Annotated in this window: 9 protein-coding genes; 4 read left to right on the forward strand and 5 right to left on the reverse strand. The window is 47.0% G+C overall.

The window, feature by feature from the left end; translation table 11 throughout:
* Positions 1–76: 76 nt before the first annotated feature.
* From xni to queF, 5 genes are all read right to left on the reverse strand, one after another.
* Positions 77–859 (reverse strand): flap endonuclease Xni, encoded by a 783-nt coding sequence (gene xni, locus VCHENC03_RS15510; protein WP_009705630.1) that lies wholly within the window; start codon positions 857–859, stop codon positions 77–79.
* A 58-nt stretch (positions 860–917) separates the two neighbouring features.
* Entirely contained in the window at positions 918–2294 is a 1377-nt protein-coding gene (gene ppnN / locus VCHENC03_RS15505; protein ID WP_009705631.1) for a nucleotide 5'-monophosphate nucleosidase PpnN, read from the reverse strand.
* Positions 2295–2513: 219 nt separating this feature from the next.
* Positions 2514–4079 carry a GGDEF domain-containing protein gene (locus VCHENC03_RS15500; RefSeq protein ID WP_009705632.1) on the reverse strand — a complete coding sequence of 522 codons (1566 nt, stop codon included), beginning with the start codon at positions 4077–4079 and terminating at the stop codon, positions 2514–2516.
* 98 nt (positions 4080–4177) lie between these two features.
* Complete coding sequence (locus VCHENC03_RS15495) at positions 4178–6460, reverse strand: tetratricopeptide repeat protein (protein ID WP_009705633.1); 2283 nt, start codon at positions 6458–6460, stop codon at positions 4178–4180.
* Positions 6461–6620: 160 nt separating this feature from the next.
* On the reverse strand, positions 6621–7466 hold the full coding sequence (queF, locus tag VCHENC03_RS15490) for an NADPH-dependent 7-cyano-7-deazaguanine reductase QueF (RefSeq protein ID WP_009705634.1): 846 nt from the start codon (positions 7464–7466) through the stop codon (positions 6621–6623).
* 107 nt (positions 7467–7573) lie between these two features.
* Between queF and syd the strand changes: the two genes are divergently transcribed.
* The 4 genes from syd (at position 7574) to VCHENC03_RS15470 (ending at position 12692) form a co-directional block, all read left to right on the forward strand.
* A complete protein-coding gene (gene syd, locus VCHENC03_RS15485; protein ID WP_005440129.1) occupies positions 7574–8119 on the forward strand; it encodes a SecY-interacting protein in 546 nt (181 codons plus the stop codon).
* A 2-nt stretch (positions 8120–8121) separates the two neighbouring features.
* Complete coding sequence (locus tag VCHENC03_RS15480) at positions 8122–8898, forward strand: Zn-ribbon-containing protein (protein ID WP_009705635.1); 777 nt, start codon at positions 8122–8124, stop codon at positions 8896–8898.
* 317 nt (positions 8899–9215) lie between these two features.
* Positions 9216–11411 (forward strand): bifunctional metallophosphatase/5'-nucleotidase, encoded by a 2196-nt coding sequence (locus VCHENC03_RS15475; protein WP_009705636.1) that lies wholly within the window; start codon positions 9216–9218, stop codon positions 11409–11411.
* A 90-nt stretch (positions 11412–11501) separates the two neighbouring features.
* Positions 11502–12692 carry a YibE/F family protein gene (locus VCHENC03_RS15470; RefSeq protein ID WP_009705637.1) on the forward strand — a complete coding sequence of 397 codons (1191 nt, stop codon included), beginning with the start codon at positions 11502–11504 and terminating at the stop codon, positions 12690–12692.
* Positions 12693–12714: the final 22 nt, after the last annotated feature.

A 12714-nucleotide genomic window follows, 5' to 3' on the forward strand; every position in this document is an offset into this window, starting at 1 on the left:
CTACGCATTAGTATACGATAGAGTAGAAGCAAAAAAGCGCCTGCAATAGGCGCTTTTTAATGTCTGAAGTTGGCTGCTATTGCGCTTTATTTGGTCCGGTAAAGCGAATGTCTTGTAGGTTAAAGCCGAGTTCGATATCGCATTTCAACGCCGCGACTTTTTTACATAAGCGGGCTGACTCAATATGTTCATCAAACTTCTTACGATATTTCGTTACCAGTTCTTCGCTCGCGTAAGCGGCTTCAATGTCTTCAAATTGAGTTAAGATCTCTTTGGCTGCTTTAGGTCCAACCCCCGGAATGCCCGGAACTTGGCTTGAGCTGATTCCCGTCAAACCCCAATAATCCGCAAGCTGAGATGGTTTTACGCCAAACTCTTTTTCGATGAACGGTTCATCTAGCCAGCGGTGCTGGAAGTAATCTCGGATCTGCAGAGTCGGGGAGAGCAGTTGGCAGTAGCCTTTGTCGGTCGAGACAATCGTGACTTTTTCGCCGTGACTCGCGACCTTGGTTGCGAGGGTCGCAACAAGATCGTCTGCTTCATCACCTTCAGACAGCAGTGAATCAATGCCTTGTTCCCACCACGCTTGTTGAATCGCGTCTAAGCCTTGCATCAATGGTTCTGGCATAGGTTTGCGGTTTTGTTTGTAGTCTGGAAGGATCTCTGCACGCCAACCGCGGTCTTGTTCGTGATGATCGAATACCGCGATGATGTGCGTCGGCTGCGCTTCAGACAGAATGCGAGTCAGGGTTCTACCGGTAGTGGTGATGGTTCTTGCTATGTCAGTTGGATCAGGTTGCGCTGAGTGTACGCGGCGGATCAGGTTTAGGGCATCAATGATAACAAGATGAATAGACATAATGACTTAGCAATAAAAAAGGGGCGTAATGCCCCTAGTGTAACGAAAGCTGAGTTATCTATCGACCACCATTTTCCTTATGGGCAATACGGTAACATGGCTCGTAAGCAGTACCGCCTGGTAGTTTCATGCGGTGTTGCTCTACGAAGTCTTTCAATAGCTTGTCGAGTTTGGTCATCAGTACTGGGTCACCGTTGATGGTGAATGGACCTTTGCGTTCGATCTCTCGAATCCCTTCCGCTTTGACGTTACCCGCAACGATGCCAGAGAAGGCTTGGCGAAGACTTGCAGCCAGTACTTGCGGTTGTTGGTTCAAATGCAGATCTAGACTTGCCATTGCCTCATGAGTTGGTTCAAACGGCAGTTGGAACTCAGGCTCGATTTTCAACGACCAGTTAAAGCTGTATGCGTCGCCTTTCTCTTTACGATGTTGGCGAACGTCTTCCATTGAACGCTTCATGATGCGCGCCACTTCCGCTGGGTCATCAATCACGATTTGATAGTGCTTCTGACCTTCTTCACCCAATGTATCGGCAATAAACGCATCGATAGAGCGGAAGTAAGCTTCACTCTCTTTCGGGCCGGTTAAGACGATCGGCATAGGTTGATCAGCATTCTCTGGGTGCATCATGATACCCAAGATGTACAGCAGCTCTTCGGCAGTACCAGGGCCACCAGGGAAGATAACGATGCCGTGCGCCATACGAACGAAGGCTTCGAGACGTTTCTCGATATCTGGCATGATCACCAGTTCGTTCACGATTGGGTTTGGTGGCTCAGCCGCAATGATTGAAGGCTCTGTCAGGCCAAGATAGCGCTGTTCTGTGTAACGCTGTTTCGCGTGACCAATTGCCGCACCTTTCATTGGGCCTTCCATCGCACCCGGACCACAGCCAGTACAGATGTTCAGTTCACGCAGGCCAAGTTCGTTACCTACTTCGCGTGTGTACTGGTATTCGGTCGCGTTGATCGAGTGACCACCCCAACACACCACTAGGTTTGGCTCAATGCCCGGTGTTAGTGCACCAGCATTACGCAAAATGCCGAACACGAGATTGGTAATGTGAGTGGCATTAGTGAGGTTCAGACGCTGGTTATCCGCGAGGTGCATGTTGACATACACGATGTCACGGAGAACCGAGAACAAGTGCTCTTGAATGCCTTTGATGATCTCACCATCGACAAATGCGTGCTCAGGTGGGTTGGCTAGTTCAAGTTTGATACCGCGCTCACGACGTACGACGTTAACATCGAACGAAAGGTATTTGTCTAATAGCTCTTTTGAGTTATCTGTGTGGCTGCCGGAGTTGAGGACCGCAAGTGTACAGTTACGGTAGAGCAGATAAAGCTCACTTGATGCGGTTTTTTTAAGACGTTCAACTTCCAGTTGTGATAGCAGATCCATGCTACCTGCGGGGCTTATATGGGTAATCATAAGGCCTCCTTGCTAATGCGTTCTTTTGAGGGAATAAACCAACTCACCTACTTAGCTTGTACGTATCGTTCTACTCAGTGGTTGGCAGACTTTGATTTATAGCGTTTAAACAGCTTAGCAGACTAAAAGAGGAGAAACGTGATAACCCGTTGAAAATTTGAGGCAATATGACAGAACAAGACGTAAAAAGCGTTTGTTTGGTTGTTTTTTAAACGCTTTTTAACCCCAGTTCACCTGATTACCGCCGCGCTGCTTGGCGTCTTTGAGCATATTGGCAAGGCGATCTAATACGTATTCAGGGTTGTCCGCTTCTTTAAAGCAAGTAGAGACGGCTGTTAGGGTGATCATGATGTTCTGTTCACGGAACTTAAATGGCAGTTTACTGATGTCGCGCTGGATGTTTTTCATCAGCTCAAGAGTGTACTCTTCCGTTTGCTCTGGGATGAGTAAGATAAACTCTTCACCACCGAAACGAGCTACGGTTTCCGTATCAGCAACGCGTTTGCTCATGGTGCGAGCAATGATCTTGAGTGCTTTATCGCCAGCGGTGTAGCCATAGCTGTCGTTAACCGCTTTAAAGTTATCAACATCAAACAGAACTACGCGAAGATTTTGTTGTGAGCGAATCCAACGACGGTATTCCAACTCTAAGCGATCATTGAAGGCGGCACGGTTGTATACCTTCGTCAAAGGGTCTAGCAGCATACGTTGTGCTTGGTCTTCCAAGCGGCGACGGTAGTCTTGAGTCGTTTCAAATACGGCTTCGAGCTGATTCTTGCTGTAGCTTAAGCGTTCTTGAAGGGCTTGTTCGCGCTCTTCGGTCATTCTTAAGCGCTCAGTCAAAGAAGCCATCTTGGCCAGCAATGGTGATACTTCACCTTTCAACTCTTCGAGATCTTGCGCGTGTTCCAGAGATTCTTGGCTGCGTTCAACCAAAGTGGTCATCTCTGAGTTCAGCTCTTGGCGATGTTCAAAGTAGGTTTGATGCTGGTCGACGTTCTGATGAACCGTCTTTAGATTGCTAGACAGTGAGGTATTCAACTGCTCTAAGAACTGCTCTGATGATTTGCGCTCGTATTTAGTCGCTTCTACGACCAATTTGAGGGTATTTAAAGTCAGTTCGATCAGAGATTCTGCGTTAACCCCCAACAGCAACTTAGCTCGGATATCCAACAGTTGGTCGCCAGACTCACCTTCAAAATCGAGTTCGGTGATGGTGTGCTGCAAGTCGCTTGCAAGACACTCTAGTTGGGACTTATCTGGGCCGTGTTCTAATTCACCAAGGTTAAGGCGAGAATTGGAAGTGATGATCTTGAGCGCGCGCTCGTAGATGCTCAGCAGCTTGGTGGCTTGGTCAACTTTCTTGCCTGCATGAACTTCAGAAAAGCTCATCAGATTGCGCAATTCACGTTTTAGCTGCGCAGGCAATCCGGTGATACGTTGAAGCGTTTCACCACTGTGTTTGATTTGTTCGTCGAGATAACCGTTTTGTTTTTCCATCGCCTTAGACTGCTGTTTGAGCATTCTTTCTAGCACTGCTAAGCGAGGTATCAGCGTACTGACATCTTTTTGATGTTCCAGTTCTTGCTGAATTTCGCGCAGGTAGTTGGTTACTTGAGAGTTTGAACCCTGACAAGCAGAAGACAATGATGCCACAACTCGCTTAAGAACTTGCTGCTCACGTTGAAATTTGAGCGAAGTATCACGATGAGTCAGCCTGAGTTGGTCAAGTTGACAACTCAGCTGATGAAGCTGCGACTGAATATCGGATTCCAAGATTCCCATGAAGTGACTACGGTTAAGTCCATGTACTACTGACGATTATTTGATAATAACAAAAAACTTTATAGCGTCATCACTGATCACGCTCAACCGTTGGTTAATTATCCGTTTTTTAATATTTTTTTGATGTCGTCCTCATTCTTGTACGAAGAATGAATTTTAATTAGCCCTTGGTTGATGGCGTGTTGGCAGGCAGTCCTTATGTCATCGGTTGCAAAGCTCGCTGCCGGAGCATTATCAATGGCCTTCAAGAACACCCAATGACTGTGTTTATCTTTTAAGCTGACTTCACGCGCAATGTGTGTGGCGAGCAGCAATAGATCGAGTAATTCTTCATCGTTAATTGCCGTGTATGCACGTGGTAAGAATGGGTAGTCACTGATGCCCATTCGGATGATGCGGTTGACGTTGTGCTTGGCCGCGAACTCATCTACCCAGCTTTGGAATTTTTCAAACGTCGCTTCTGCTGATGCGTCACGATCGGCATTTGGCTCTATGTATAACAAGTTTGCATCTGAGAAATGGTACAAACGTGTCGGTTTCTGGATACGTTCTGCTAGGAACTCACCAAAAGCACGCTCTAACTCTAAACCAGCTTTGTAACCATGCTGAACGTACATGCTGCGCAGAAACGGCAGATCGATCATCACGAAGCGCAAACGGTCGTTCAAAGGTTCGTGAATCAATTCACCCATTTGCCACTGCTCAAAGGTGTCACTCGATTTCTTCAATGAGCGGGACAACTTCACATTCAACATACGCAGGTTACGCAGGCGAGAACGGGAGTGGGTGAACAGGTCATCACGCAGTTTTTCAATCTCAGCGGTTTGGCGTTGATTGATGACGCCACGGCGCATGATGAACAGGAACATGACCAAGACAGTAATGAACAACGCAAACGAGATTTTTTGGAATTTGCGATGCTCCATTTCGACTTGTGCCAATTTCTCAGCTTGGCCTACGTGATGAATACTTTGCTCGGCAAATTCTTTTTGTTGGCGGAACGCATCTTCACTGATTTGGTTAAGCTGCTTTTGTTCTAGGCGCACTAGGCTGGCGTATTTCTTATACGCTTGTAATGACAGTTGGTACTCGCCAGCTTGTTCATAGCCCAGACCCAATAAGCGGTAAGATTGTTGTTTGATAAAGCCAGTATCATCTGGGGCTTTTTCAATTAAATCGAGCGCTCGTTTGGCGTTTTCAATGACGTCTTTACTGTCGTTTTGGTGGTACGCCAAGCCAGACTGCAACAAGGCAGCTTTGGCTTCCAGTTGAGGTAGGTCTGCGTACTCCAATAGATCGGTTGAGCGGTCTAGGTACTGTTCTGCTAATGCATAGTTGTAGAGCTGTAAGTAAGTGGCCGCTAAGCTCAGACGAATCTTAATGATGCGGTTGATGTTTTTACTGGTGCTGTCATGGTCCAGTACGTTGAAGTAGTGCACCAAAGCCAGATTAAACTTGCCTTGGTAGAAATAGATGTCGCCCATTTGTTCTAGCACGTCGGCCAAAATCGGTGAACTTGGGTAGCTATCGTAATAATCAGCCGCCTGAGAGAGGTATTCTATTGCTTTGTCATACACTCGGCGCTCTTGGAACAGGCGAGCCAGCAAGCGATTTACTTTCGCAAGGCGTGCGCCGCTATCGCTCTCAATGGATTGCCAGTAACCGTAGAGCAGCTCTGAAAGGGCAAGGTTGTATTTCTTGTCATTCAGATAAAACTCACCAACGGCGGTGTGGTAATCAATCAGAGTCAGATCAGAACGGTTGTCTTCCAGCATGGTCTTCGCTTTTGTGTATAAGCGATCGGCATTAACGCTGTCACCACTGTTGGCTGCTAATAGTGCTCGTTGCATGACCAAGCGATAACGAACACTGTCGGTGCGTTGTAATACTGGATTGGCTTCTTCAATCTGTTTTTCGATTTGGTCGAGCTTTTCTTCTGCGGCTGCATAGTTTTTGTCGTACATCCAAATCATTTGGTTGCGCATCAGTTGCACATCAAGATTCATGTACGGCAATTGATATTCATTGGCGAGGCGTTCTGCTTCATCGAGGTTGTTGATGGCAGAGCGAATGTTGCCCATTGTGTAGTCGGCTTGCGCGATGATTTTGTGTGCTTCAATCGTGCTGCTTGGCGTGCGGATGCTTCGGTCGGTCTCTTCGCGAGACATTGAAGAAGGGCTGCCGTTGTCTTGGCGCTCTGTCAGTTCGCGTTGCAAAAGGTAGTTTTTGGCCGCTTGCTTTGCCTGTACGGGGTCGATCTCAGCCAGTTGCTGAGCTTCATTAAGCAAAGCGGAAGATAAAATGGTCGCGTGAAGTGGCTGTGCTAACAATAAGCAAAGAAAGCCAATCAGCCTAAATAGACGCGAACTGTCCCAAAACATCCTTTTCGTTCCCTCGAACTGTGTCGTAATTTACGTGTTTTTGAATAAACAATAGTAGAGAAAAACGCCCAGCAATCCAACAGATAGCTGAGCGTTTTTGAGTATTTAAGCAATTAGTTTTTGAGTGAGGAACTCAAGCACTTTTCATTATCTACTCAGATTACTGACGCGCCATGCGGTTATTGTGCGCGGGCTTGTCTTGTTCCGTTGAGCGGTAAGGGTTGATATCCAAACCACCACGACGTGTGTAACGTGCAAATACCGTCAGTTTCGTTGGCTGGCAGTACTTCATCAGGTCAGTGAAAATACGTTCCACACATTGCTCGTGGAACTCGTTGTGCTCACGGAATGAAACGAGGTAACGAAGCAACTTCTCACGATCAAGCTTAGCGCCTTGGTAACGAATTTCTACGCTGCCCCAGTCTGGCTGGTTGGTGATCAGACAGTTAGATTTCAGCAGATGGCTGTGAAGAATTTCTTCTACTTGCTCATCACCAGCCGCACCTTCAAGCAGTGCAGCGTCAAAATCGTAGCTGGTGATTTCGATGTCTTGATCGTCAATACACTCGCCTTCCATCGTCACGATAGGTTGATTGGTGTAATGCGTTACTGGGTTTACTTCCACAAGTACTTTCTCACCTGCGCATGCCGATAGGTCTTGCGTCAAACGCTCAGTCACTTCTTCCCAAGTAGCGAAACGCGTTTGGTTGTAGCTGTTTAAATACAGTTTGAACGACTTTGACTCAATCAAGTTTGCGCTGGTTGCTGGAATGTACACTTCGCCAACCGCAACTTGAGGCAAGCCTTTGCTGTTTAGCCAAGATAGCTCGTACAGCGTCCAAATATCGTGGCCCATAAACGGCAGGCTGTCGCCAAGTTCAAGGTCGTCACGGTTTAGGCTGCGAGGTACAGGTTGCAGCAAGCTTGCGTCGTATTGGTTTGCGTACTCGGTCTTTTTACCCAGAGTCAGGCCAGCAAGCTCTTTAGCGTCAGAATATTTGCTCATACTTTGTGGTCATTTTCGATTAGAATGGCGAGAATTTTACTGAATCCGCTGATTAATTGCCATCCGGCAGATACCGCAACCTGATAAAAACAAACCAGGAGACCTTCATGACCCAAACCGTTCCTCAGGCTCTACAGGACTTTAGCCTGCGCTACCAACAAGCTTGGCAAGACAAACACAACGAACTGCCACGCAGTGAAGAGCTTGCTGATCTTGTTTCTCCGTGTGTAGAAGAGAAACGTGATGAGGTCGTTTTGTGGAAATCGGTTCCACGTGAAGAGATGGCAGATTTCACCAACGTTGAGAACGCAATTGAGCTGACGTTGCATGAAGACATTAAGCTTTTCTACGGTTCGCAATACAGCGCAGATATGGACGCGACTTGGCAAGGTAATGAACTGACACTGCTGCAAGTGTGGAGTGACGATGACTTTACTCGTTTGCAAGAGAACATTCTTGGTCACCTTGTGACTCAGCGTCGCCTAAAACTAAAGCCGACGGTATTTATTGCTGCGACTGATGCTGAGCTGGATGTGATTTCAATCTGTAACTTAACCGGTAATGTCATTCTTGAGCGCTTGGGTTCTGATAAACGTGACGTATTGGCTGAAACACTGACCGAGTTTCTAAGCAAACTTGAGGCAGCGGTGTAAGCATGTACGTTGTTGAGTTGCAGTTTGAGTGTTTTGATAACACCACCGTAAGCGCCGTAGATAAAGCGATTAATGGTCTGATGGACGCATTGCGCTACAACGGTCAGGTGCTTGGTCGTGAATTTCCTATCGTAATGGGTGATGGCGAGTTTTATGTTCGCGTCGTTTGCCCAGAGCAAGACAGTTTGCACCCTCGCTACCATTCTGACTTCGTCAAAGTGTGCATGAATCGTTTGTCGGAAGCGTCGTTGCTTGCGCCGAAAATGCGTATGTTGGGTCGTGATTTGAACTCAGAAGAAGCGGCGGAAGAAGAAACACCAAGCTGGCAAGTGCTCTACACCACGTATGTTCATACATGTTCTCCACTGCGCAGCGGCGAGACACTGTTGCCAATTCCGCTTTACCGCAATGGGGCAACACTGAATGGTGACTACAAAGCAGTGGTGAAATGGCAAACCGAATGGCAAGCGTGTGATGAAATCCAAATGGCTGGCGGGTGTCGTGCAGAACACGCGGCATTGCACGAAATTTGCGATGCTGACAGTGTGCTGTTCCGCCGAGGTTGGGATTTGCGAGGTCGTATTGAATACCTCACTAAGATCCCGACGTATTACTACCAATACCGAGTTGGTGGTGAGTCACTTGAAGCGGAAAAAGCGCGCAAGTGTCCAAAGTGTGGTGGTGAGTGGTTACTCGATGAGCCACTACACGACATCTTCTACTTTAAGTGCGACGATTGCCGAATCGTTTCCAACATCTCTTGGGACCACATCAAGTAGTCTATTTTCTAAAGCTGGCGTCTATGCCAGCTTTTTTCTATCGCGATAAATGGATCGAAGCTGCTTAGTCAAATTATCTATTATTGATTTTATCAATATATTGATTCAAAAAGCATTTTCACTGACCATTCCTCTCATCCCCTTGATTGTGATCTTTGTTCACATTTAAAGAAAAATGTAACTCAGTTGCATGGTTTATAAGCATTGAAACGTTTGCTTCTCAAAAATTTCAAATAATATCCATATCCTTTTTGAGGTTTTGGGAAGAGGGCCCCTTCCGAAAATATATATAAAAAAATAATCTGGAAGGAATTGAGATGACTTTATTTAAACGAAGCCTAGTCTGCATTGCTGTTGTCGGCTTAATGGCTGGTTGTAACGACGATGACACCAAGTACGTAGAGGTACCGTCGGATTACAGCCCTGTAGTCGCAGAAGGTAAAACACTAACCAACACGCCAGATGTGGTTGTGAAAGGTGAAGCAACACAAGCGGATGAAGTAACTATTGCTATCGCAGCAACATCGGATCTACACGGTCGCTTGTTTGGTTTTGACTACGCGCTGAACGCAGAAGACGATGACGCGGGTATTACTCGTGTGGCCACTTTGCTTGCTGACCAAAAAGCAGCACATCCAAACATGATCCTGATTGATATCGGTGATACGGTTCAAGGCAACTCCGCACAGCTATTCAACGATGATCCAACTCACCCAGTGGTCGAGAGCATGAACTCTCTTGGCTTTGACGTTTGGGTACCAGGCAACCATGAATTCAACTTTGAGCGTTCGTTTGTCGATCGCAACCTCGATCATTTTAATGGTGCGGTACTGTCTTCAAACATCAAATGGGAAAGTAACGATGTGAACTACATTCGTGCGTTCCAAATGTTTGAAGTGGAAGGTGTGAAAGTGGCGATCGTTGGTCTAACGCCATCGAACGTGCCGAACTGGGAAGCGTCTGCTCCGGATCACTTTAAAGGCTTGAAGTTTGAGAACGAATTGGATGCAACCAAAGAAGCGGTTGATCAACTGGTGTCTGAATACAATCCAGATGTGATTGTTGGTGCGCTTCACCTTGGTCGTCAAGAAGACGGTGGTGTGGGCGTTTACGAAATCGCGTCAGCAATGGCAGATAAATTCGACGTCATCTTAGCGGGTCACGAACACGCGAACTACATCGAGCAAGTGAATGCAGATGGCACTGTTACACCAATCAGCAAATCCACATCAGACATTGGCGGTGAAAATACGCTGATTGAAGATAAAACGAAGTCTGGCGAATACAACCAAGACAATCGCGCGCAAAGCGTGAAAATCATTGAACCAGGCAAGTGGGGTGCTTACCTAGCGAAAGCTGAAATTCAACTGAAGAAAGTCGATGGCAAGTGGACGATGGAAGACACCACATTGACCAACATTGGCACGAAGAAGGTGGAAGAAGAGCAAGCGCTGCAAGCGAAATTCCAATATGTGCACGATATCTCGGTTGAAGACGCAACTCGCGAACTTGGCCGTGTCACGGGTGACTTCACACCAAGCGCAACAGGTTTCCCAGATGAAGCGACTGCGACGGATTACAACTACACGGCAGAGCGTTTGTACTCGACGATTCACCTTGCGAAAGTGGTTGATACGCCATTAATGGACGTGATTAACCAAATCCAAATGCAGAAAATCGAAGAAGCGGTCGGTGAAGGTAATGGTGCGGTTGTGTCTGCTGCGTCGCTGTTCTCTGATCAATCTAACCTGATCGATGGTGAAGTGTACACCAAAGGTAAATCGACCAACTTGTACAAGTACGATAACACCTTGCTTGGTGTTGAGATGACAGGTGCGAACCTAAAACGCTTCATTGAGTGGTCATACTCTTACTTCAACCAGTATCAACCAGGTGACATTACGGTGTCGTTTAAGAAAGGCGCGCCAGCTTACCTGTACGATCAATTCGATGGTGATATCGAGTTCACTGTGGACCTAAGCAAACCGTCTCTAGAGTTGGATGAAAACAACACGGTGACGAATGAAGGTAGCCGCGTAAACATCACCAGCATTGGTGGCGAGCAGTTCGATCCAAACGCGACTTACAAAGTGGCGATGAACAGCTACCGTTTTGGTTCGCAAATCCAGAAGTTTGGTTGGGCTAGCAAAGACGACGTGTTCTACGACTCAGTGAATGAACAAGTTTATGCAATTCGCGACATGCTGACGGCGTATGTTGAAGAGAACAAAGGTATCAACGTGGCAGATTTCAATGGTAGCGTTGGTAACTGGTCATTCACTCAATACCTACCAAGCGGTGATATCACGACACTGCGTGAGGGCGAAGGCAAAGCGCTGTGGGATCAATTGAAGAACATGGAAATCTGTGTCTCGATTGACTTGGAAAACCCGAAATACCCAGCGATTGTTAAGTCTGTGAACATCAATGATTCGTCTAGTTACTTTGTTAACCCTAACAAAGACGCGGCGACCCTTGATGAGAAAGTCGCAGGTTGTAACCCAACTCATTAATCCTGCATGTGGGCGCGGTAATCTTTACCGCGCCTAATTTTACTCACCAGAGGCAAAGCCCGTTTAGTGAGTGATGTAGAAGAGTGCTTCATGATCAAAAGAATCTATAACCGATGGGGTTTCACCCTACTGATTACCCTTATCTCCACACTTATCTTTCAGTTTTCTTCTTCGTGGAGTGAAGATTTCCGTCCTAAATCTCGTCAGCAACAAGAGTTTGTTGAAGCGACCGTCACACGTTCGATTTCAAACCATGTTGCGCCAGATCCGCTCGTGCCAGATGTGATGACAGGCAAACAAGTCTTCATGGCAAAAATCCTTGAGGGAGAGAGCGAAGGCTTAGAGGTGGAAGTCACCAATCCTCTTAGTCGCCAGCACAACGTGTATGTCAGTGAAGGCGATACCTTCATCATGATGATCCGCGAAACTACCAATGGCACCGTTTATTGGGCGTATAACCACAAACGATCAGACGCTATTTACCTGATGCTTGCACTGTTTTGCGCGCTGTTGTTGAGTTTTGGCAAGAAAGAGGGCATCAACTCGATGGTCGCGCTCTATTTTACAGCGGCCTTGATCGTTGGCGTATTGGTGCCGAGTATTTTTGCGGGTTGGAATCCGATGTTGGTCAGCATCTTATTGATGGTGGTGATCATCGTGGTCAGCTTTATTCTCGTTTCTGGCTATAACCGGAAGAGTTTATGCGCCATGGGCGGCACGTTACTTGGCGTAATCGCTGCGGGTGTAATGGCGCAGTGGTTTGGCGAAATGGCACACTTGTCAGGCATTTACCTCGACAAAGGCGAAGACGTGATTTACCTAACGTCGGTGAAGATGGGCATCCGTTGGTTGATGTTCGTGACGATTGTCGTTGCGGCACTTGGCGCTGTTATGGACGTTGCGATTTCGATTGCATCTGCGTACGCGGAGCTGCAACAAACCGACCCGAAACTCAAACCAAAGCAGTTGGTTAGAGCGTCGATGAACATTGGTCGAGACATCATGGGTACCATGACTAACACCTTGATCTTGGCGTTTGCTGGTGGCTCATTGACGACCATCATGATGGTGTGGGGACTTAACATGCCAGCAAGCCAGTTTATGAACATGCCGTTGGTAGGACTCGCAGTGGTGAATGCGTTAGCGGGCAGTGTAGGCATTGTGCTTACTATCCCTTTTACTGCGTTTTTAGCGCCTTATGTGTTTAAACATCCGCAAGTGGATACGCAGCTAGAACAGGATCAAAAGAAGGTTGAGCAAGACGAAGTTCAGCTGTTCTAGCGATATAAAACCGCAATGAAAA

Origin of the sequence: Vibrio sp. HENC-03 (assembly GCF_000305755.2) — a bacterium.
Classification (GTDB): domain Bacteria; phylum Pseudomonadota; class Gammaproteobacteria; order Enterobacterales; family Vibrionaceae; genus Vibrio; species Vibrio owensii.

Coding starts and splice junctions, on each gene's coding strand:
- ppnN (WP_009705631.1), bottom strand. CDS start 2,294: ATGATTACCCATATAAGCCCCGCAGGTAGCATGGATCTGCTATCACAA.
- VCHENC03_RS15500 (WP_009705632.1), bottom strand. CDS start 4,079: ATGGGAATCTTGGAATCCGATATTCAGTCGCAGCTTCATCAGCTGAGT.
- syd (WP_005440129.1), top strand. CDS start 7,574: ATGACCCAAACCGTTCCTCAGGCTCTACAGGACTTTAGCCTGCGCTAC.
- xni (WP_009705630.1), bottom strand. CDS start 859: ATGTCTATTCATCTTGTTATCATTGATGCCCTAAACCTGATCCGCCGC.
- VCHENC03_RS15495 (WP_009705633.1), bottom strand. CDS start 6,460: ATGTTTTGGGACAGTTCGCGTCTATTTAGGCTGATTGGCTTTCTTTGC.
- queF (WP_009705634.1), bottom strand. CDS start 7,466: ATGAGCAAATATTCTGACGCTAAAGAGCTTGCTGGCCTGACTCTGGGT.
- VCHENC03_RS15470 (WP_009705637.1), top strand. CDS start 11,502: ATGATCAAAAGAATCTATAACCGATGGGGTTTCACCCTACTGATTACC.
- VCHENC03_RS15480 (WP_009705635.1), top strand. CDS start 8,122: ATGTACGTTGTTGAGTTGCAGTTTGAGTGTTTTGATAACACCACCGTA.
- VCHENC03_RS15475 (WP_009705636.1), top strand. CDS start 9,216: ATGACTTTATTTAAACGAAGCCTAGTCTGCATTGCTGTTGTCGGCTTA.